The sequence below is a fragment of the Litchfieldia stipae genome, assembly GCF_014837155.1.
Classification (GTDB): Bacteria; Bacillota; Bacilli; order Bacillales; family Bacillaceae_L; genus Litchfieldia.
This window is the reverse complement of sequence record NZ_JACYHA010000005.1, coordinates 201,333-222,444: the sequence shown is the minus strand read 5'-3', so window position 1 is coordinate 222,444 and position 21,112 is coordinate 201,333. Positions and strand designations below refer to the sequence as shown.

The 21,112-nt window shown below is 36.2% G+C and carries 26 protein-coding genes; 21 read left to right on the top strand and 5 right to left on the bottom strand.

Translation table 11 applies throughout. The features are described from left to right. Window positions 1–20 precede the first annotated feature (20 nt). On the top strand, window positions 21–602 hold the full coding sequence (clpP, locus tag F7888_RS08595) for an ATP-dependent Clp endopeptidase proteolytic subunit ClpP (protein ID WP_191778764.1): 582 nt from the start codon (window positions 21–23) through the stop codon (window positions 600–602). Between the two features lie 47 nt (window positions 603–649). Here the strand turns inward: clpP and F7888_RS08590 are convergent, their stop codons facing one another. Beyond that, the gene (locus F7888_RS08590) at window positions 650–856 is read right to left on the bottom strand and encodes a hypothetical protein (protein ID WP_191778763.1); all 207 of its coding nucleotides are present in this window, start codon (window positions 854–856) and stop codon (window positions 650–652) included. A gap of 156 nt (window positions 857–1,012) precedes the next feature. Between F7888_RS08590 and F7888_RS08585 the strand changes: the two genes are divergently transcribed. The 5 genes from F7888_RS08585 to F7888_RS08565 all read left to right on the top strand — a co-directional run bounded on the left by F7888_RS08585 (window position 1,013) and on the right by F7888_RS08565 (window position 4,485). Next, entirely contained in the window at window positions 1,013–1,354 is a 342-nt protein-coding gene (locus F7888_RS08585) for a PadR family transcriptional regulator (RefSeq protein ID WP_191778762.1), read from the top strand. Next, window positions 1,341–1,985 (top strand): permease prefix domain 1-containing protein, encoded by a 645-nt coding sequence (locus tag F7888_RS08580; RefSeq protein WP_191778761.1) that lies wholly within the window; start codon window positions 1,341–1,343, stop codon window positions 1,983–1,985. Before F7888_RS08585 ends, F7888_RS08580 begins: the two co-directional genes overlap by 14 nt. 124 nt (window positions 1,986–2,109) lie before the next feature. After that, window positions 2,110–3,528 carry a DUF4153 domain-containing protein gene (locus F7888_RS08575; protein WP_191778760.1) on the top strand — a complete coding sequence of 473 codons (1,419 nt, stop codon included), beginning with the start codon at window positions 2,110–2,112 and terminating at the stop codon, window positions 3,526–3,528. A 15-nt stretch (window positions 3,529–3,543) separates the two neighbouring features. Continuing rightward, window positions 3,544–4,077: a hypothetical protein gene (locus tag F7888_RS08570; RefSeq protein WP_191778759.1), complete on the top strand. Its 534-nt coding sequence runs from the start codon at window positions 3,544–3,546 to the stop codon at window positions 4,075–4,077. Window positions 4,078–4,149: 72 nt separating this feature from the next. Further along, entirely contained in the window at window positions 4,150–4,485 is a 336-nt protein-coding gene (locus tag F7888_RS08565) for an antibiotic biosynthesis monooxygenase family protein (protein WP_191778758.1), read from the top strand. Window positions 4,486–4,566: 81 nt separating this feature from the next. Here the strand turns inward: F7888_RS08565 and F7888_RS08560 are convergent, their stop codons facing one another. Next, complete coding sequence (locus F7888_RS08560; protein WP_191778757.1) at window positions 4,567–5,655, bottom strand: citrate synthase/methylcitrate synthase; 1,089 nt, start codon at window positions 5,653–5,655, stop codon at window positions 4,567–4,569. Window positions 5,656–5,765: 110 nt separating this feature from the next. Between F7888_RS08560 and F7888_RS08555 the strand changes: the two genes are divergently transcribed. Together F7888_RS08555 and F7888_RS08550 are read left to right on the top strand one after the other, a co-directional pair. Then, a complete protein-coding gene (locus F7888_RS08555; protein WP_191778756.1) occupies window positions 5,766–6,644 on the top strand; it encodes a LysR family transcriptional regulator in 879 nt (292 codons plus the stop codon). A gap of 87 nt (window positions 6,645–6,731) precedes the next feature. Further along, window positions 6,732–7,568 (top strand): cytochrome c oxidase assembly protein, encoded by an 837-nt coding sequence (locus F7888_RS08550; protein WP_191778755.1) that lies wholly within the window; start codon window positions 6,732–6,734, stop codon window positions 7,566–7,568. Window positions 7,569–7,725: 157 nt separating this feature from the next. Here F7888_RS08550 and cysK read toward each other — a convergent pair whose 3' ends face one another. Then, window positions 7,726–8,655: a cysteine synthase A gene (cysK, locus tag F7888_RS08545; RefSeq protein ID WP_191778754.1), complete on the bottom strand. Its 930-nt coding sequence runs from the start codon at window positions 8,653–8,655 to the stop codon at window positions 7,726–7,728. 144 nt (window positions 8,656–8,799) lie between these two features. Here cysK and thpR point away from each other — a divergent pair, with 144 nt between their 5' ends. From thpR to F7888_RS08510, 7 genes are all read left to right on the top strand, one after another. Continuing rightward, window positions 8,800–9,363, top strand: coding sequence for an RNA 2',3'-cyclic phosphodiesterase (gene thpR, locus F7888_RS08540; RefSeq protein WP_191778753.1), 564 nt, complete (start codon window positions 8,800–8,802; stop codon window positions 9,361–9,363). A gap of 13 nt (window positions 9,364–9,376) precedes the next feature. Then, on the top strand, window positions 9,377–9,772 hold the full coding sequence (locus F7888_RS08535) for a CidA/LrgA family protein (protein WP_225228669.1): 396 nt from the start codon (window positions 9,377–9,379) through the stop codon (window positions 9,770–9,772). Then, on the top strand, window positions 9,769–10,455 hold the full coding sequence (locus tag F7888_RS08530) for an LrgB family protein (RefSeq protein WP_191778752.1): 687 nt from the start codon (window positions 9,769–9,771) through the stop codon (window positions 10,453–10,455). Before F7888_RS08535 ends, F7888_RS08530 begins: the two co-directional genes overlap by 4 nt. A 38-nt stretch (window positions 10,456–10,493) precedes the next feature. Continuing rightward, entirely contained in the window at window positions 10,494–11,240 is a 747-nt protein-coding gene (locus tag F7888_RS08525; RefSeq protein ID WP_191778866.1) for an NERD domain-containing protein, read from the top strand. Window positions 11,241–11,457: 217 nt separating this feature from the next. Beyond that, on the top strand, window positions 11,458–12,399 hold the full coding sequence (locus tag F7888_RS08520) for a diacylglycerol/lipid kinase family protein (protein ID WP_191778751.1): 942 nt from the start codon (window positions 11,458–11,460) through the stop codon (window positions 12,397–12,399). 25 nt (window positions 12,400–12,424) lie between these two features. Next, window positions 12,425–14,581, top strand: coding sequence for a type I pullulanase (pulA, locus tag F7888_RS08515; protein WP_191778750.1), 2,157 nt, complete (start codon window positions 12,425–12,427; stop codon window positions 14,579–14,581). A gap of 223 nt (window positions 14,582–14,804) precedes the next feature. Further along, the gene (locus F7888_RS08510) at window positions 14,805–15,593 is read left to right on the top strand and encodes a phosphotransferase (protein WP_412095987.1); all 789 of its coding nucleotides are present in this window, start codon (window positions 14,805–14,807) and stop codon (window positions 15,591–15,593) included. On the opposite strand, the gene F7888_RS08505 is transcribed toward F7888_RS08510, so the two are convergent. Then, a complete protein-coding gene (locus F7888_RS08505) occupies window positions 15,590–15,868 on the bottom strand; it encodes a YtzH-like family protein (protein ID WP_191778748.1) in 279 nt (92 codons plus the stop codon). The two genes, F7888_RS08510 and F7888_RS08505, sit on opposite strands and share 4 nt — an antisense overlap. Before the next feature lie 234 nt (window positions 15,869–16,102). Between F7888_RS08505 and trmB the strand changes: the two genes are divergently transcribed. The 3 genes from trmB (at window position 16,103) to F7888_RS08490 (ending at window position 18,220) form a co-directional block, all read left to right on the top strand. Next, on the top strand, window positions 16,103–16,747 hold the full coding sequence (gene trmB / locus F7888_RS08500) for a tRNA (guanosine(46)-N7)-methyltransferase TrmB (RefSeq protein WP_191778747.1): 645 nt from the start codon (window positions 16,103–16,105) through the stop codon (window positions 16,745–16,747). A 106-nt stretch (window positions 16,748–16,853) separates the two neighbouring features. Next, window positions 16,854–17,360, top strand: a complete 507-nt coding sequence (locus F7888_RS08495; RefSeq protein WP_191778746.1) for a GNAT family N-acetyltransferase — start codon at window positions 16,854–16,856, stop codon at window positions 17,358–17,360. Window positions 17,361–17,377: 17 nt separating this feature from the next. After that, window positions 17,378–18,220 carry a YtnP family quorum-quenching lactonase gene (locus F7888_RS08490; RefSeq protein WP_191778745.1) on the top strand — a complete coding sequence of 281 codons (843 nt, stop codon included), beginning with the start codon at window positions 17,378–17,380 and terminating at the stop codon, window positions 18,218–18,220. Between the two features lie 48 nt (window positions 18,221–18,268). Here F7888_RS08490 and F7888_RS08485 read toward each other — a convergent pair whose 3' ends face one another. Beyond that, a complete protein-coding gene (locus F7888_RS08485; protein ID WP_191778744.1) occupies window positions 18,269–18,571 on the bottom strand; it encodes a PepSY domain-containing protein in 303 nt (100 codons plus the stop codon). A 185-nt stretch (window positions 18,572–18,756) separates the two neighbouring features. Here F7888_RS08485 and F7888_RS08480 point away from each other — a divergent pair, with 185 nt between their 5' ends. The 3 genes from F7888_RS08480 to F7888_RS08470 all read left to right on the top strand — a co-directional run bounded on the left by F7888_RS08480 (window position 18,757) and on the right by F7888_RS08470 (window position 21,097). Continuing rightward, window positions 18,757–19,830, top strand: a complete 1,074-nt coding sequence (locus tag F7888_RS08480) for a M42 family metallopeptidase (protein WP_191778743.1) — start codon at window positions 18,757–18,759, stop codon at window positions 19,828–19,830. Window positions 19,831–19,924: 94 nt separating this feature from the next. Continuing rightward, entirely contained in the window at window positions 19,925–20,437 is a 513-nt protein-coding gene (locus F7888_RS08475; RefSeq protein WP_191778742.1) for a DUF84 family protein, read from the top strand. A 159-nt stretch (window positions 20,438–20,596) separates the two neighbouring features. Further along, a complete protein-coding gene (locus tag F7888_RS08470; RefSeq protein ID WP_191778741.1) occupies window positions 20,597–21,097 on the top strand; it encodes a hypothetical protein in 501 nt (166 codons plus the stop codon). Window positions 21,098–21,112: the final 15 nt, after the last annotated feature.

The following is a 21,112-nucleotide window of genomic DNA, read 5'->3' as shown; positions in this document are numbered from 1 at the left end:
AAGAATGGGAGGAACAAGAAATGAATACAATTCCATATGTGATTGAACAATCCAATTATGGAGAGCGTTCATACGATATTTATTCAAGATTACTGAAAGATCGAATTATTATGATTGGCGATGAAATAAATGATCAAATGGCAAACAGTGTAGTTGCTCAGTTATTATTTCTAGCCGCAGACGATCCAGAGAAGGATATTTCTGTTTATATTAACAGCCCTGGAGGTTCTACAACTGCAGGTTTTGCCATTTTTGATACGATGCAATATATTCAGCCTGATATTCGAACGATTTGTACAGGGATGGCTGCTTCCTTTGGTGCACTCCTATTACTAGCAGGCACAAAGGGAAAGCGTTATGCATTACCAAATAGTGAAATTATGATACATCAGCCTCTTGGTGGAGCAAGAGGGCAAGCAACAGAAATAGAAATTTCTGCACGAAGAATACTAAAGCTAAAACAGCATACTAACCAGATTATTTCCGAACGTACAGGTCAACCTATAGAACGTGTTGCAAAAGATACGGAACGAGATTACTTCTTAAGTGCGGAGGAAGCGAAGGCTTACGGTATCATTGATGAAGTGATTGAAAGAAAATAACCAAATTAATAAAGGCTGAGTATATTAAACTCAGCCTCGTTTTTCGATTACTGTATTTTAAAACCCTGTCCTTCGATGTTCTCAACAATACTCTTTAGTTCAATCAGTTGATCATTATATTCAATTTTTATCTCATGATCATCAGTATCAAATAGAGCTCGTTCGACACCATTTAACTGTGTTAATAACATTTCTAAGTTTTGTATTTGCTCTGCTCCAGTAATATCTTTTATGAAAAACGTACTAACCTGCACGATTTGCGTCCTCCTTTGTTTGCCCACACTTATAGAATTCCCTATTACAAACCAATATTAAATTTGTAAAAACTCCAAGACTAGGTTGTCATTTCCAATTAAAAGCGTTAAGATTAAAAAAAAGTAATACCTTTTTATTCTAGGTAGGTGGAAAAAATGTTTGATCGTGAATTAGTAAAGGGAAGTACTTCATTAATTCTTTTACAGTTGTTAACTGAAAAAGATATGTATGGATATGAAATCGTAAAGGAAATGGAAAGAAGAAGCGGGCATGCTTTACAAGTAAAGGAAGGTACACTCTATCCTGCTCTACATAAGCTTGAGAAGCAGGAGTATATCGAGGCTTATTGGTTGGAAATGGAAAAAGGTCCAGCGCGGAAATATTATAAAATAACGGAGAGTGGCAAAGAGATTCTCCAAAAGAAAACAAACGAATGGCAGAGCTTTGTATCAGTAATTGATAAAGTGATTGGGAGAAAGGGATATGATTCAATCTAAAAAGGATTATATAAATGATTTATCAAAAGAGTTGAAAAGTCATCCAAACTGTGAGGAGCTTCTCCAAGAAATTGATTCGCATATTTCAGAGATGATTGAGGAGCTTTGCTTGAATCAGAGTCTAGACGAGCAAGCAGCGATTAAAGAGGTGCAAACTAAATTTGGTACTCCCAAAGAAGTAGCAGGAACATATCACCAAGAGCTTGAGGTGACTCCAACAAAAACTCAATGGACATTTATCCTAATGAATAGTTTGTTTTTTATAGGTGGTATAATCTTAACGGTTTTGTATCATTTACTACCAATCCCGATGATTAGTCATACATGGAGCTTCTTAACTGGTATCCCAATTATCATTATGCTGTTATATATGGGTTTTTGGGCTTTATTAGGCTATGAAATTGGGAAAGAATTCGGTTTTGGTGGAATGAAACTATTGGTTCGTACATTTTATATTTCATTGCTTCCTAACTTATTTCTGATGGTATTAGTGCTTTTTCGAATTGTTCCAACTTCATGGTTCGATCCGTTACTATCACCAGCTTTTATCGCTGCATGTATAGTCGGTACGATTGTTCTATACCCTATCAGTTATGTTAGCTTTCGATGGGGGACTGTTAAGTCTATTTAAAAATTTCACTACCTACATAGAATTACTTTGTAGATAGTGAAATTTAGAACACAATAAGTTTTAGTTCTTGTGAATAAAAAAAATTTAATCATATACCTAGAATAACTATGTAAGGAGGAAAACGATGTTGAAAAATAAGGGTTTTATCTTAAGTTGTTTAGTATTAGGAATAGTTGTAGAGGTTTGTTTACTTAGAGAGAGGATTGGAATTTCTTATCTCATACTGACAGCACTTTTTTATATGTTGTTTTTTTATCGATACCGAATGTATCCTTTTACAAATAAAAGAATAAGCCTGTTGTTATTTTTCTTTATTTGTACATTAACCTTGTCCTATTTTGTCTATTCAAATTTGTTTTTTAATACAGTTAATCTGCTTGTTATCCCTATATTGGTATATTGCCACACGGTGTTACTTACTAGCCAAGCTACTATTGAATGGAACTCTCTTTCATTTCTCGATTTATTAGGGAAAAAACTTTATCAAATGCTGCATTGCTTTAAAATTTCAGTACGTTTATCTGGAAGAAAACTAAGAAGAAATATAGGTGAGTCAACCTTTAAAACAGGTAAAAAAATCCTCATAGGGTTGTTGGTAGCTACTCCACTCTTAGTGATTGTGACATTTTTACTTTTGATAGCTGATGAAAAATTTGCGGACCTACTTTTTTCATTTCCAACTGCATTATTTGATGTAGATGGGCATTTTGTTTTTACAATCATTAAAATCATGGTACTTACTACTTTCTTCTATTGTTTCTTTAAGGTGTTAACTAAAAAAACAGTTGTGATTGAGAGAAGGAAGAGAGAAATTAGAAATTGGGACACGATTATTGTAACGACTGTCCTACTCTTAATGAACATCATTTACTTATTATTTACAATTGTTCAGTTCCAGTACTTTTTCAGCGGTACACTTGAACCTAGTCTATCTTATTCAGAATATGCAAGACGTGGATTTTTTGAATTAATGATTGTCACAATCATTAACTATGTGATTTTAATAGGGACAGTTACGTTTATGGAAAAAAAATATCTTCCTTTTGTGAAGTTTTTGCTCACATGTTTAATTTTTTTTAGCGGGGTCATGCTCACTTCTGCGTTTTTCAGGTTGATGATGTATGAACAAGCCTATGGATTTACGATGTCACGGCTCTTTGCTCACTCATTTATGATCTATTTAGCGATTGTGTTTAGTTTTACTTTAATTAAAGTCTGGGCCACTCAATTAAAGCTCTCCCATTTTTACCTCATGTTCACTCTACTTTTTTACGTGGGATTGAATATAATTGGCCTTGATAAAATGATAGTGAGCAATAATATTGAACGGTATAAGCAGACAGGGAAAATTGATGTGGAGTATTTGGATTTCCTTTCGTATTCGGCTGTTCCTGACATAGTTGAACTTCATAAGACTCATCCTGATATTCCGGGGTTAGAGCAGCTTTTGCGCGAGAAGGACAAAGCTATATCCGCTGATATTGCGTGGCAAAGCTACAATCTTTCAAGAGAGAATGCAAGACAAGCATTACTGAAAAGGTAGGTGAACAATTTGGGAGTGACATTGATTGGAGTGATTGGAATAGCTGTTATCATATTGATTATGTTCAATAGGAACATGATGATGAAGGTGGTTTCTCCTACTAATCCGATGATACAGAAATTAAAGAAATGGGCGTTGTTTGAAAATCCGTGGCGTAGTGGCTTCCTCTTATTTGGCTGTAATCTCTTCTTATTTACGAGTATATCGGGGCTTCTATATATGCAGATGCTTTTTTTGTTACCTTATATTCATATTGTTATTATGCTTCTTGGTGTCCTAACTAGCCTTTACTGCTGGTTGGTTCTTTTTCATTGCTACTATGGACCGGAGAAAGGAAGACTGATTATGGGGACTATTGGTAGTGGTTTTTATCTTATTTTACTCATCCTATGTATATACCGGCTTCTTACATTAACACCGAATTTTCCTGGAGACGATACATTTATGGCAGCTGTAGGAATTGTGTTTGGTATCATTGTGACTATTACAGCATGTGTGTGCTGTTTTATTTTCACAGGGGTTCCAAGAAGAAAATCAATAAATAATTAGTTGAATTCATTGACAATGATAATCTTTATCAATAGAATGAATATATGAAGTGAAAAGGGGTGTGTTTGGAATATGTTTATTGAGACAAAGACTATCACTGTAAAAGAAGGTACATCAGATATCGTCGTTAATCGTTTTCAAAAAGAAGGAATTATCGAGAAGTCAGAAGGATTTATTGATCTAAGCGTCTTAGTTAAAAAAGTAAGACGTGGTGATGAAGAAGTCATCGTGATGACACGTTGGGAATCTGAAGATCATTGGAAGCAATGGGAGAAGAGTCCTGAACATATTGCAGGCCATCGTAATAGACAAGGTCAACCAAAGCCAGAGCATGTTATTAGTGTAGCTCATGGCGTATACGAAGTGAAGGCGTCAAAAGGACCAAGCACTAAGGAAGTTCAAGCATAATATTCCCATATGATAATCATAGTAAAAAGGACAATTCGTTTTCTAGATGAATTGTCCTTTCTTTTGTATCAGCAACTGTATTTAGTGTCTTGACCCAATATAAATTGATTCTGGTCGGAAAATGGTATTGTTTTCTGCTTGCTCTAATACGTGTGCAGACCAACCGACAACGCGGCTTGCAGTAAAGGTTGGTGTGAATAAATCAGAATCGAAATTTATCGCCTTCATGATTGCAGCAGCATAGAATTCTACATTTGTATATAATGCACGACCAGGTTTTAATTCCTCTAGTGCTTTAATAGACAGGTATTCTACTTCAATTGCAAGATCTAGCCATCGATCCTCACCAACTAAGTCCATTAGCTTTGTTTTTAATGCTTGCGATCTAGGGTCAATTGTTTTATATACACGATGCCCAAAGCCCATTAAACGTTCTCCTCTTATGATTTTCTTTCGAATCGTTTCTAATGTGGAATCTTCACTTTTATCGATCTCTTCAAGTAAAGCGAGTACACCAGCAGGAGCTCCACCATGAAGTGGACCTTTCATCGTTCCAATCGCAGAGGTAATGCTTGAAACCATTTCAGACTCTGTTGATGCCGTGACTCTTGCAGTAAAGGTAGAAGCATTCATTCCATGTTCAAGTGTTAAAATCATATACATCTCTAGCGCGTCACAATGAGCCACGCTTGGTTGTTTACCTTCGAGCATATATAAATAATTTGCGACATGTCCAAGCTCTGTGCTTGGAGATACGATTTCTTGTCCGCGCAATAGCCTTGTTCGGTAGCTAATAATGAGAGGAACCATTGATGTTAATCGAATCGCTTGTTCAATGGTTGGCTTCCAGCCGTACGTTTGCAATCCTTCTGAAGAAATACAGGTTCTAATGACACTCATTAAATCCATCTCAGCTGGTAGTTGAGTAAGTATATTAAATGTATGGTCATGTAAGTAACGATTTTTGATCAGCTCATTCTTTAATGCTGTTAGTTGTGCGGGTGTAGGTAGCTCACCATACCATAACAGGTAGCTTATCTCCTCAAACGATCGGCCCTTCACTAAATTCTTAATTTCATAACCTCGATATAATAATTCTCCCTTTTCTCCATCAACCTGAGAAATCATTGTTTCCGCCGCAACAATTCCCTTTAATCCTTTAGAAAACATATGCATTTCCCCCTTTCATTCTCTAACTTCATTCTATAAAATATAATTAATAAAGAAAATTAAAGATTTTTAAAGAATTTAATTAAAAATATTAATAAGGTGTGTTCATCATGGATTTTAACTGGCTACAAACATTTGTGGTTGCAGCGGAAACGGAAAATTTCAGACGGGCATCTGAGCTATTATATATTTCACAGCCCTCGGTGACTTTTCATATTAAGCAATTAGAGAAAGAGATAGGTGTTTCTTTATTTCTTCGTGATGGAAAGAAAATTAAACTCACAGAAGAAGGAAGAACATTCTTGAAGCATGCGAGACACTTAATTCATAGCTACCAAAAAGGCTTAGAGGAAATGAATCGGAGGAACCAAGGTTTTACGAAAACACTGTCCATTGCCATTTCTCCATTAATTGCTGAGACCATTTTGCCCCATGTTTTGAAGCGATATCTGAATGACTATCCTCATGTAGAGATATCTGTGAAAATAGTAGAGTCAGCAGAAATTGAAAAAGCTGTTCTTGACGAAAGTGTGGATATTGGATTGTCTTGCTTGCAGGGAAATCATCCTAAAACCTTTAGCCGTCTACTAAGTAAAGACCAGGTAATTCTTGTTTGTTCACATGATGGGATGGATAGTGAAACCGCAGCCCCTTTGGATGAGGAAGAGGTACTAACCAGAAATTATGTATTGACACATAATCATCCTGGATATTGGGATGAGCTGACGACAACAATTAAGCAGAAGTACCCAAGTACTCGTATGATGAAGGTTTCCCAAACACATATTACAAAGCGTTTTATTGCGGAAGGATTGGGCGTGTCATTTCTACCAGAATCGGTTGTGAGAAGGGAGATGTTAGAAGGTCGATTGATGGAAGTGGTATGTCATTCGATCCAGTTACCAGAAGCAGCAACCTATGCCGTCTATAAATATGAACATACACTACAGTTGGAATTTTTGGCGTATCTATCTAGATACCGTTTGTAATTAAATTCTTAGTGATTAAAATCACATTGCAATCTCCCCATTCAATTTACAATAAAAGAAAGAAAACGAAGGAATGGGAATGCTATCATGATTGAATTGTTGAGAAATTTTACGTTTCATACTCAATGGAACGCAGGAATCCTGTTAATGGTGTTATTGGGAATAGTCTTTTATTTATTCCTTTTACCAACGTCTGGCAAGCATTCGATGTGGAAGAGCATTGCGTTTATAAGCGGGTTGTTTTTGATTTTTCTTGCAGTAGGTAGTCCATTAAATCTACTTGGAAGAATTGTCTTTAGAGTGCATATGATCCAGATGGTGATCATCCTATTAATTGCTGCACCGTTATTGCTATTAGGGTTTAAGACTGAGATTCTGAGAAGGGCATTCACTTATCCTAAGGTGAAAAAAATTCTACTCATTATACACCATCCGAAACTGACAATTCCGGTATTTCACTTATTATTTATAGGCTATCATATACCAGTTGTATTTAGTTATGTGAGAGTTAGTTATATTCTTCATTATGTATATTTATTGTGCTTATTTGTTGCGGCACTTTTATTATGGTCACCGATTGTTGTGAAGTTGAAAGAGTTGGATCGATTGGCTATTAAACAGAAAATTGTTTACTGTTTTGCAAATCTTGTGCTAATGATTCCGTTTAGTGTGTTTTTGATCATGTCTAATGAGATTCTGTATTCTATCTATATTGATCCAGAGTTGATTAAATCATCTCTTGAGGTGTGTTTGCCCCCAGGACAATCGGTTGAATCGATCCCTGAGGACTTCTTTAATTATTTGTTACCATATCCACCTTTACATGAGCAAAGGATAGGGGGAGTCATCTTTTTACTTAGTCAAGCTATTACTTTTGGTTCAGTTGCTCTTTATTTAAAACGTAAGGGTAAAATAAAAAAGTAGTGGATTCTTAATGAATCACTACTTTTTTGTGTTTCGTAAAGATTGTTACCGTTAAAGACGCAACCAGAATATACTCCTCGTCCTGTGGGGGCTCACTTTGACTACAAATCCTACGGCAGTCTCCGTGTATTCTGTCTGCTAGGTGTTGTTCAAATACTTAGAACTGAAAAAGGTCACTTGAGAGGTATCGTTCTCCTGTGTCACAAGCAATGCAAACGACAACATCATCTGGAGTTAGACGCTTTGCGACTTGGATAGCAGCATAGCAAGCGGCTCCTGAGGAGGGACCTACTAATATACCTTCTTCCATGGCTAATCGTCTTGTAATACCATATGCGTCCTCATCTTCAATTTTAAAAATTTCATCATATACATTTTGATTTAAAATGTCAGGGATAAATCCAGGGCTTGTCCCAACTAGCTTATGACTTCCAGGTTGACCACCTGATAAAACGGGTGAACCTGCTGGCTCAACGACATGAACAGTGATGTCATTATAATGTTCCTTAAGGGCTTCACCTGTTCCAGTAATCGTACCTCCGGTTCCAGCTGTTGCTACAAAAGCTGATAGTGGCTTTCCGATGATATCCATCGCTTCGATAATCTCTCGAGCAGTGGTATGACGATGGGCATCTGGGTTTGCATGATTTTCAAATTGCATGGGGATAAAGCTATTCGGGATTTGTTCAGCTAATTCCTCTGCTTTACGGATTGAACCAGGCATTCTCTCGTTTCCTGGAGTTAATACGACATCAGCTCCATATGCTTTCAATAAATTGATTCGCTCTTTTGTCATTGTATCTGGCATGACTAAGATGGACTTATAGCCTCTAGCTGCTGCATTCATGGCTAAACCAATGCCTGTATTTCCACTTGTTGGCTCAATGATGGTAGCGCCTGGTTTTAATAATCCTGCTTTTTCAGCTTCAATAATCATATTAAAAGCAGCACGATCTTTTACACTGCCACTGGGGTTAAAGAATTCTAATTTTAAGTAGACTTGCGCACCATTTTCTGGGTTTAGTTTTCTTAATTTCAAAAGTGGAGTATCACCTATTAATTCAGATAAACTAGATACGACCTTCATTCCTTCACGTCCTTCATTAAACTTGTTCCTTATCGAATATCTGTCCTTATTTTATCACATGACTATAACGAAACATACTAGAGTGAATTATTACAAATTTTGGTGTACAATATGAACTATTACGTTATAAAAGGAGCTATGGATATGGCGGATCATCATTATTTTCTAGCAGTACCGATACCAAAGTCCACTAAAGCTGAACTATCAAAGAGAAGTGAGGAATTAAAGCAGGCTTTTCCGTTTAAATCTTGGGTACACCCTGAAGATTATCATATTACCCTAGCTTTCCTTGGATCATCATCAGATGAGGCACTGAGTAAAGTGAAAGAACAAATGACAATGACTTTAAATGACTATCCTTCCTTTGAGATAGTGGCTAACGGGATAGGAACCTTTGGGAAAAATGACGCACCACGAATTTTCTGGGTAGGGGTTGAAAAGAATCAAGAATTATCACTGCTTCAACAAAAAATTTATCAAAGTGTAACTGAAATTGGTTTCTCATTAGATAAACGTCCCTATAATCCTCATATCACAATCGCAAGAAGGTGGAAGAACTCAGATGGCTTTGATTCATCAGTATTAGACCACTTCAATCAGCTATATCCTGGAGTACTATTTCCCTGTCATGAGGTAGTGCTATATCAAACCCATTTAGATCGTTCACCTAAATATGAAGTCATTTCGAGATTTACTTTAAGGGAATAGGAAGGAATCCCATATGAAAAAAATAGTAATAACCATTTTGCAAATGGGTGGCCTTTATGGTATTTATTATATCGGTTGTATCATTCAATCATTCTTGAACATCAGTATTCCTGGCAGTATTATAGGAATGCTGCTTTTATTTTTGCTATTACAATTAAAAATAGTGAAGGTACAATGGCTCGAACTTGGAAGTCGTTTTCTATTAAGTCATTTAGCGATTTTATTTGTTCCAGCTACAGTCGGATTAATGAACTATTTCCCCTTTTTTCAAGGAAAAGGTTTTTTTACCCTCGTTATTGCTTTTCTTAGTACAGTGATAGTTATGTCGATTTCTGGTTTTATCGCACAACGAATCTCCAGCCGATCTGAGAAAAAACAGCAATCAGTTGAGAGGGGATTTGGAGCATGAATTTGGTTTGGGGAGTTGGAACATGCGTACTAACGATTGTTCTATTTCAAATGATGAAATTAATGTATCAAAAGTATCATTATCCGTTGCTTGTACCAATTGCAACGACAACAACTGTTATTATTTTACTCCTATTACTTTTTAACATCCCATATGAAACCTATATGTTAGGTGGAAGCTGGATTGGTGAATTATTGGGACCAGCCGTTGTGGCATTGGCCTTTCCACTCTATCAAAATAAAAATCTTCTGAAGAAATATTTCACACCAATCATGGCAGGTGTGTTTATCGGATCAACAATTGGTCTTTTGTCTGGTTTATATTTAGCGTTAATGCTACAGATCGACAAGGAGATTATTATTTCGTTAATTCCAAAGTCTGTTACTACTCCGATTGCCATGGACATTGCTTCAATTTCCGGAGGCATACCGACCATGGCAGCTGTATTTGTTACCGTAGCAGGAGTGAGTGGTGCCATGTTTGGGCCAAGCATCCTGAAATTATTTAGAATTACTCATTATATTGGAATTGGTGTAGGCTTTGGTACTGCCTCTCATGGGATCGGAACGGCAAGAGCTCTTGAAATTGGTCAGAAGGAAGCGGCAATCAGCTCGATATCAATGATCATAAGTGCGGTCTTTGCTGCAATTGTATGCCCGATTCTTATTAAACTTTTATTATAGATCTCTTCTTTTACTATAGAAATAAGGAGGCGTTTTGACTGGGACAATTAATCAAGCTTCAGGATTATATCTCTCGTTATGAATTGAACGTGTATCGATATCCGACTCAATTCATTCGATTAAAAAAACAGAATTGGACCAAAGTGAAAAATGAATTGGAACAGCAAATGAATGATGAGGAATTGAAACAAGAGTTTTTAGATTCCATCTTTTCTTTTCAATTGAAGTGGGCCAGCTCAACGATTCGTGAACGGTCGTTTGTCGATGAACAATTCTATTATGATTCAAATTTGAAATACTTCTTGCAACGATTTCCAGATACGTATTTGGTTTTATATAAGCCCATTTTTTTATTAAAACAAGCTCCTGTTGAGGTGGAAATAATCATTATTACTCCTATTGAGACTTTGTGCATCACTTTCTTGGAGGGGGATGAGAATAGTGTATTTGTTGGCTCAAAGGAGCGCTTTTGGATTGAAAAGAATGGGAAAAGTGAAAAAAAGGTGTTATCTCCTTTGATTGGATTAAATCGGACTGAAAAAATTGTCCGACAAATATATCAGTTAAATGAAATAGATTTCCCAATCAGAAAGGTTATTTTAAATCGGACAGGGATCTTTGACTACCCATTTGTTCCTTATGATGTGAATTTAGTTGATAAAAGGGAATATGAGGAATGGTTTCAGCGAATGAGAGGCATTGTATCGCCATTGAAGTCTATTCAAATGAAAGCAGCACATGCATTGCTATCGCATTGTCATGCTACATTTATACTTCGTCAGTAATAAGGTAAGGTCGTAGAGTTCCAAAACAAACACATGTATTGGAAAGCTACGACCTTTTGTGTAACTTTGAATAAAGAAACGATTCTTTCATTGAAGATTGTTTCATATAAATAGAGGAGGGCTTCTTATGTAAGCCCTACACATGCTTAAAATCTATTTGTTTATTCCGAGTTTTTTTGTAGAATAATAGTAAATCTTATCAGTAGAAGGAATCTTTATGAAAAAATACTTCTTTATTGTAAATACAGTTGCAGCAAATGGTGCATCGTTAAAAATTTGGGAAATGATTAAACAAGAATTAGAAACAAAGCAAGTAAATTATCGTTCGTTCTTCACAAAAAGTGAACGTCATGCTGTTGAACTGGCAAAACAGATTGCAAATATGCATCATGAACAGATTGAAGCAATTGTAGCTGTTGGAGGAGATGGTACGATTTCAGAGGTCATAAATGGAGTCATGGATGGCTCTGATATTCCAATTGGCTACATACCAGCTGGTTCTGCAAATGACTTTTCAAGAGGCTATTCTATCCCCGCATCCCCTCTCACAGCATTAAGAACGATCCTGATGAAGAAGAAGCTCATCAAAAAAATAGATGTGGGTCGCTATAAATTGGGAGAGCGGACGAAGCCATCCTACTTTGTAAATAATTTAGGTGTAGGATTTGATGCAGAAGTATCAAACCGAGCAAATCAGTCTAGAATGAAAAAGAATTTTAATAAGCTTCGAATGGGTTCTTTAGTGTATGTAGGAATTCTTTTAAATCTGTTATTTAAATATAAGACGACAAATGTTGAATTAAACATTGATGGGCAAGAGTATCATTATCAGGATGTCTGGTTTGTGACTATTTCCAATCAACCATATTATGGTGGAGGAATGAAAATTTCACCAAAAGCAAATCCGTTTGATGGGTTACTGAATGTAACGGTTGTTCATCATTTTCCACCAATCAAACTGTTATTGCTATTTGGAACGGTATTTTTCGGTAAGCATACTTTTTTTAAAGGTGTTAATTTTCATATAGGTAAAGAGATTCACATTTTACCAGAAACAAAATTACCAATGCATGCAGATGGTGAGTATATAGGAACTTCACCTGTTTCGATTTCGATTGCATCACATAAACAACCTTTAATTGTAAGTAAAAGGAAATAATCTGGTTTGATAGGAGGTGCAACTATTGGCGGAGATTTCACGAGTGTTTGAAGCGTACTTAGACGAGCTTAATGTTATAACGATCCTTGTTCCTCTGTCTTATCAAAAGGGACTTGCAACTTCGTTTACATTATATGATAATAGGCAGCATTCATGGGAGCTCGAAATAAAGCAATGCATTGAAATAGAAGGATATAAAAAGTATCAATGTTCGGTAAATGCTTTCTTGGATATAGGAAATTCTTACTTTATTAGAGATGAATTTCAGTCTGAAACGGACCTCCAAATTGGTGCAGTGATTCGAACGAAGGAATTTGATGATGCCTTTTATTATGAAGGGGAAGACCTTGGTGTTACCTACACATCAACCTCTTCACAATTTAAATTATGGGCACCTACGGCATCTGATGTGATGTTAATCCTTTTTCATAAACAGCGTAATCGCGAAGAAATTCATCAATTACAAAGAGAAAATAATGGCGTATGGACAATAACATTACCTGGGGATTTGGATGGTTTTTACTATAAATATAATGTCTGTGTGAATTTAGTCTGGCGTGAAGCAGTTGACCCTTATGCTGTTGCTTTGTCGATGAATAGTAAATATGGAGTGATTGTTGATTTACATAAAACACGTATGCCAAAAAGTGTTTTACCCCATTTTCAGCATATGACAGATGCGATTATTTACGAAACTCATATTCGGGATTTTTCTATTCATCCTAAAAGTGGAGTTCATCATAAAGGGACATATCTGGGATTAATTGAAACTGGTACAAGAGGTTATGCACAAACAACGACTGGTCTAGATTATTTACAAGAGCTTGGCGTTACCCATGTTGAGTTACTTCCTTTCAATGATTTTGGTGGAGTTGATGAGCAATACCCATTTGAGAGCTATAATTGGGGGTATAATCCTTTGTTTTTTAACGCGCCAGAAGGAAGCTATGCAACAAATCCAGGAGATCCTTATTCTCGCATTATAGAATTGAAGCAAGCAATCCATATGTTAAATCAACATGGGATTCGAGTGATTATGGATGTGGTCTATAATCATGTATACATTCGCGAAGATTCTTCATTTGAACGAATTGTTCCTGGCTACTATTTTAGACATGATGAGCATGGAATGCCTTCAAACGGGACTGGAGTGGGGAATGATATTGCCTCAGAACGAAAAATGGTTCGAAAATTCATTTTGGATTCTATCACTTTCTGGATTAAGGAATATGGAATAGATGGAATGCGTTTTGATTTAATGGGAATTTTGGATATCGATACAATGAATGCGATTAGACGGGCAGTTGATGAGATTGATCCAACAATTATTTTATTTGGAGAAGGCTGGGATTTAAATACGCCTTTGCCTTTTGATAAAAAGGCTGTTATCAAAAATGCAGGTGCCCTTCAAGGAATCGGGCAATTTAATGATCGATTTCGAGATGTCGTAAAGGGAAGTACTTTTAATTTATATGATCGTGGATATGCATTAGGGAATATGCATAAGGAAAATGAAATAAAACAATCTATTGCTGGAAGCATTTCATTAGGTAAGGGAGAAAAGGGATTATTCTATGAACCGTCTCAAACCATAAATTATGTTGAATCCCATGATAATCATACGATGTGGGATAAAATGTCAGAGTGCAATTCAAATGAAAGTGTTGATATTCGAAAGAAAAGACAACGTTTAGCAACAACTCTAGTCCTCCTTTCACAAGGGATACCGTTTATTCATAGTGGACAGGAATTCTATCGCACAAAACAAGGGATTGAAAATAGTTACAAATCCCCTGATACAATCAATTGGGTAGATTGGCAGCGAAAGGCTGAGCATTTGGATGAAGTGGAATATGTGAAAGGATTAATTACGCTTAGAAAAACACATGGAGGATTTAGACTTCCGACAGCAGCATATATTAGAAAACACTTAACCTTTCACAAACGTCAAGAGGGAGTCATTTGTTATTCCTTAAATGAAGTGAAGCATTTTGGTCCATGGAATCATTTGGTAGTCATTCATAGTAATTTACTTGAAGAGACGATTGTTGATTTACCATCAAATGGTAAATGGGAGGTTATTTGTGACGAAAATCATGCAGGAATAAAGAGTTTATATCCTTTTTCTGGGGCAAAAATCCATGTTTCTCCTATAAGTACGATTGTTTTGTATGAAAACTAGGAGAGGTCTCACAGTTTCTCTTGACTTTAAAAGGATAAAAAAGCTAAAATTTAAACGATAGCTATTGTTTTTGAAAGCTAAATCCAATAGTTATCTTTTTTATTTACTCTACTTATATGTAATAGAAAAAATGACATAATAAAAAATATATAGCACTTATACTTGATTGTTTGATATATTAATCTCTTAATGAAATGTTGTGTTGAAATTGAAGGTGAAATGGTTGGAATATGTACTAGGTAACGAGTGGGAGATTTCTCCAGCAGGTGGGGCAACAGGGGATGCATACTTTGCACAATATAACGAAAGAAAGCTATTTTTAAAAAGGAATTCCTCTCCTTTTTTAGCTGTACTTTCAGCAGAAGGGATCGTCCCTAAGCTTGTTTGGACAAAGCGTCTTGAAAATGGAGATGTTATCACTGCTCAACATTGGCTAAACGGAGAAGAACTTAAACCAAGTGACATGAATAACCAACATGTAGCCGAGCTTCTTCATAAAATCCATCACTCACAAGAACTTTTAAATATGCTTAAACGTCTAGGGAAGCAACCTTTAGAACCTGAAGATATTCTATTTGAACTTAAACAGTCACTTTCAGCCTTCGCTCACTTAGTTGAAACTCCTGAGATACAGCAAGCAATTGCTCGCTTAGAAGAGGATTTAGAGCATATTAAATATGATAATAAAGTCGTATGTCATTGTGACATAAATCATAATAATTGGTTGCTTACAGAGTCGAAGCAGCTATATTTGATTGATTGGGATGGAGCGATGATTGCTGATCCTGCGATTGATATTGGAATGCTTCTCTATTGGTATATTAAGGAAGAAGATTGGGTGGAATGGCTTAATCGCTATGGAATTGAGGCTTCTGAAGATCTCTTTAGACGTATGAAGTGGTATGTCACTTCTCAAACGATTATGCAAATTATTTGGTATACATCAAAAAATAGTGACAAAGAAATTAAGCATTGGCTTCAATATCTTCATCACTTATTAATTAACGATTAAGAGAACTGATCAATTTCAGAAATCCATTGAGATAATTGATGTTGATGTTCATTGATATGATTATCAAGATGCTGTGTGTATTTCCCTTGCTGACTATAAGAATAAATATCAGTTAATAAGTTTTTCACCTCTTGGTCGATTTCCTGATTAACCATAAGTGACTTAATTAATCGTTCCATTTGTTCACATTCAGCAACAGTGCCGCAGCAGTCATCCTGATGATTTGTTAATATATCCTTCAGAATGTTCATTTGATGTGTATGATTTAATGACATTTCCGTTCACTCCTTATAGCGGTGTAGTTCCTGATATTAAATTGTGTAAAGGACAGCTAATTTATGCGCCAAGTTTGAATCGTATGCTATTAACTTAAATAAGGATAAAAACAATGAGAGGGGTTCCCTCTTATTTTTTTTTGCTTTATTTGATCATGCGAATATTTACTTGCACTTATGGCTTGTTCATGTTATCGTTTCTTACGATATTATTTGTAAAGAGGTGGCGGCATCATGCGTTTACGGAATAAACCGTGGGCAAAGGATAAACTAGCAGCTTATCCACAGTATGTGATCGGGAACCCTGAGAGTTGTAAGGGAAACTGGCAGCAAGTATTTGAAAATAATCAACCGATTTATATAGAAGTTGGTACCGGTAAAGGACAATTCATTACTGAAATGGCAAAGGCTCATCCGACCATTAATTTTATTGGTATTGAGCTTCAAGAAAGTGTTATTGTATCAGCACTAGATTTAGCGATTGCAGCAGATATCTCGAATCTCAAATTGCTTAATGTGAATGCTGAAGACCTTCTGAATTACTTTGATCAAAACGAAGTGAGCCGTGTTTATTTAAATTTTTCAGATCCATGGCCAAAGAAAAGACATGCCAAAAGAAGACTTACCTACCGTACATTTTTGGAAATGTATGAAACCATTTTAAACTCTGATGGAGAAATTCATTTTAAAACCGATAATCGTGGACTATTTGAGTCTTCTTTAATGAGTTTTTCTGATTATGGTATGCTCTTAACATATGTAAGTCTTGATTTGCATAATAGTGAGTATGAAGGCAATATCATGACCGAGTATGAGGAGAAGTTCTCAAAAATGGGACATCCCATTTATCGAAGTGAAACAAGATTTAGAACTAATTAATTTTTTCTATAGAAAATTCCTCTTATAGTAGACAGTATGAAAAAAGCGTTGTACTGTTTACGTTAAGAGGAATTTTTGCATTTTATAACCAGTGAGGAGATTAATGATGTTGAACCAATATTCAATTCGTGATGCTGCTAGGGAAGATTTACCAATGATTGTTGAGATTTATAATTCGACGATTGCCAGTCGTATGGTGACTGCTGATCTTGAGCCTGTAACTGTCAGTGACCGAGAGGTGTGGTTTTCAAATCACTCCCCTGAGTTTCGACCTCTTTGGGTAGTAGAATTAGACGGCCGCATTTGTGCTTGGGTGAGCTTCGAGAAATTCTATGGACGTCCTGCCTACAATCAAACTGCAGAACTTAGTATCTATATACATAATGATTATCGTGGAAAAGGACTTGGAAAAGATCTACTGAAGCATGCCATTCATGCGTGTCCAGACTTGAACATTAAAACATTACTAGCCTTTATTTTCGGTCATAACCTTCCAAGCATCAAACTATTTGAACACTTTGGATTCACTCAAATGGCTCTATTGCCAAAGGTTGCAGTACTTGATGGTGTTGAAAGAGACTTAGTGATTGTTGGCTTAAGAATAAACGACTAATGTGATGGGGTGATGAAGTGGAAACATTACAAATCGGAGAGATAAGATTAACTTGGTTAAATGGTGGAGTTACACATATGGACGGTGGTGCTATGTTTGGAGTTGTACCACATGCATTATGGACGAAAAAATATCCTCATAATGAACTTAATCAAATTGAATTAAGGACCGATCCCATTCTCATTCAAGCTTCAGGGAGGAACATCTTAGTTGAATCTGGAATCGGAAATAACAAGATGAATGATAAGCAAAGAAGGAATTTTGGTGTAACAGAGGAATCCAGTATTCATAGGTCATTAAGTGAATTAGGTTTAAGCGTGAATGACATTGATCTCATTTTAATGACTCATATGCATTTTGATCATGCATGCGGATTGACTAGATGGGAAGATGACAAGCTCGTTCCTACCTTTCCCAATGCAAGAATAATAACTCATCAAATTGAGTGGGATGAAATGAGAAACCCGAATATAAGATCAAGAAATACGTATTGGCGTGAGAATTGGGAAGCGATTGAAGGAATGGTTGAAACATTCGAAACAGAGACCGAGGTTCTTCCTGGAATCACAATGCTACATACGGGAGGTCATAGTGCTGGTCATTCAGTTTTGCTCATTGAGAGTGGTCATGACTACTTGATTCATTTAGCAGATTTAATGCCAACGCATGCACATAAAAATGTCTTATGGGTACTGGCGTATGATGATTATCCAATGGATTCAATTGCGATGAAAGAAAAGTTGATGAAATTAGGTGAGAATAAGCAAGCATGGTTTAGTTTTTACCATGATGCCTTTTATCGTGCGGTGAAGTTTGATGAAACTGGGGCGATTAGCGAGAGTGTAAAAAGAACTCGCTAACCTGAAAGGGAGATTTCTCTTTTGGAGAGAAATCTCTAATTTGCTTTGTTAGTTGATCTCAAGAATGGTTCCTGTTGTTGCATCAACCACAAATTCATGTTGTTTTAAGCCTTCCGCAGTTTCTCTTGATATGCCACCTTTATATACTTTATAGAGGATTTGGTTCTTTGTGTATTCTTCTGGAACCATATGTATCCAAGAACCACTTATAGGCCCGTTTTGTTTGAAAGCATTTTTTACATTTCGGAGCGCTTTTTCTGCAGAGATGCCTTTATCTGACATCGTTTTATTTAAGAGATAGGCACTTGCAAAGCCTACACTTACACCGATAAGGAATTTTTTCCAATTCATTGGACAAGTCACCGACTTTCCTGGTATTTAATCTTATTATAAAAGAAATTCTGTCTTTATTATAGTATACAAAATGTTAGGCACGTATGTTAAGGGAATGTTATAGGTGGTAAGAGGAAAGGAATTTCGGTATACTAAATAAATAATACATAAATTAATAGACGATGTAAAAAAGGAGAGAGAACATGAATCAAGATACATTAAGTATGTTTAAAACGTTAACTGAATTACCAGGGGCATCTGGTAACGAACATCTCGTTCGTCAATATATGAGAACAGAACTAGAAAAATACTCGGATGAAGTTATTCAGGATGGATTAGGAAGCATCTTTGGAGTGAAAAAGGGAGACGAGTCAGGACCTAGAGTCATGGTTGCAGGACATATGGATGAAGTTGGTTTTATGGTTAAATCTATTACTGATCATGGCCTCATTCGCTTTCAAACATTAGGTGGCTGGTGGAGCCAAGTCTTACTAGCTCAGAGAGTTCAAATTATTACAGAGCATGGACCTGTTATCGGAGTCATTAGTTCAATTCCTCCTCATTTATTAGAAGAATCACAACGTAATAAGCCAATGGATATTAAAAATATGATGATTGATATTGGTGCAGATGACCGTGAAGATGTGAAGAGAATTGGTGTTAAGCCAGGTCAGCAAATCGTTCCAATTTGTCCGTTTACTCCGATGGCAAATGAAAAGAAAATCCTTGCTAAAGCATGGGACAATCGTTACGGGTGTGGACTTTCAATTGAACTTTTAAAAGAATTAAAGGACGAAAAAACACCGAACCTCTTATTCTCAGGTGCAACGGTACAAGAAGAAGTTGGTTTAAGAGGTGCACAAACTGCTGCGAATATGATTAACCCAGATATTTTCTTTGCATTAGACGCAAGTCCTGCAAATGATATGTCTGGTGATAAGAATGCCTTTGGCCAACTTGGAAAAGGAGCATTACTTCGAATTTTTGATCGTACGATGGTGACTCACAGAGGTATGCGTGAATTTATATTAGATACGGCTGAAACGAATGATATTCCATATCAATATTTTGTTTCTCAAGGTGGAACAGACGCTGGCAGAGTGCATATTTCAAATGAAGGCGTTCCTTCTGGCGTGATTGGTATTTGCTCACGTTATATCCATACGGCTGCTTCCATTGTACATGTTGATGACTATGCAGCTGCAAAAGAGCTTTTAATTAAATTAGTTAAGTCATCTGATCGTTCTACGATTGAATCAATTAAAGCAAATAGTTAAACCGAGAAAAAATAATATGAAAGGCTGTCATCAATGATTGGTGCTTTGCACCTAATCAGGCAGCCTTTTTGATATGAATAGAGGTTGTTAGATAATGTTACATATTGCCATTGGTACTAAAAATCCCACAAAGGTAAATGCGGTAAAAAAAGGTTTTGAAGGAATTGAGGCTGAATTTTATCCTTGTGCTGTTTCTTCTGGAGTATCACCACAGCCCTTTTCCGACAAAGAAACAATCGAAGGAGCTATTAATCGTGCCAGACATTCATTACAGCAGGAAGCTGCCGATATTGGGATTGGGCTTGAAGGTGGGGTTGTTGAAACAGAGTACGGTCTCTTTCTATGCAATTGGGGTGCTTTAATTGATAAGAATGATACTCCAATCATTGCCGGAGGAGCACGGATAAGCTTACCTAAAGAATTTGAACAGCATTTAAGGGATGGTCGAGAATTAGGTGAGGTTATGGCTGATTATACAATGAAACGAAATATAAGTACCAAAGAAGGTGCAATAGGAATCTTTACAAATGGTTATATTGATCGTACAGAGATGTTCGTTCATGTCTCAAGGCTTTTAGTTGGGCAATACACATATAAACAGTTGTAGCTATGTCTTTAGTACCATTCTCTTCCAATTACTATATAGAAATAGTTAATTCTGTGAAATATAGATTAAAGGGTTGTCACACGGGAAAAGTTATGGTTATTATTAATTAGTGTAGAAAAGTAAAATAACTTCCTTTATTACAAAGGGGAAAGTGAGAATATGGTGAAAAAAGGTATAATTTCCTATTTGTTACTCATAGGACTTTTGGTAGGGTGTTCTGCTTCAGTTGAAGAAGTCATTGAAGAAACAAAACAGACAACGGCACAAACCTTTGAGGCTGAGCCAATGGAACCTAATCAAACCGAATCAACATTTTCATATTTCTTACCGAGTGATATGAAAGAAGAAACAGTAGAAGAAAATAATCTCATCCTGCAACAAGGAGAGCAGCTATTCATTCTGTTTGTTAACCCTAATGAGGAACAAAACAGTGAAGAGCTATATAAATCAACGGTCTTAGAATCTGAGAATGATTTATTGAATGAAACATTTAAGGATGAAGAGCGATTTGGATATGTAAAAGTTGAAAGTGTTGAAGAAGATAGTTATCAACTATCAATTGGTATTGGTGGCGTGAAAATGACTACAGTGACTGAACTTAAAAAGGTCAAAGACAATGCAGAACAAATGATGCAAATTGTTTCTTCTGTTAAATATTAACACAATAGCGCTAAC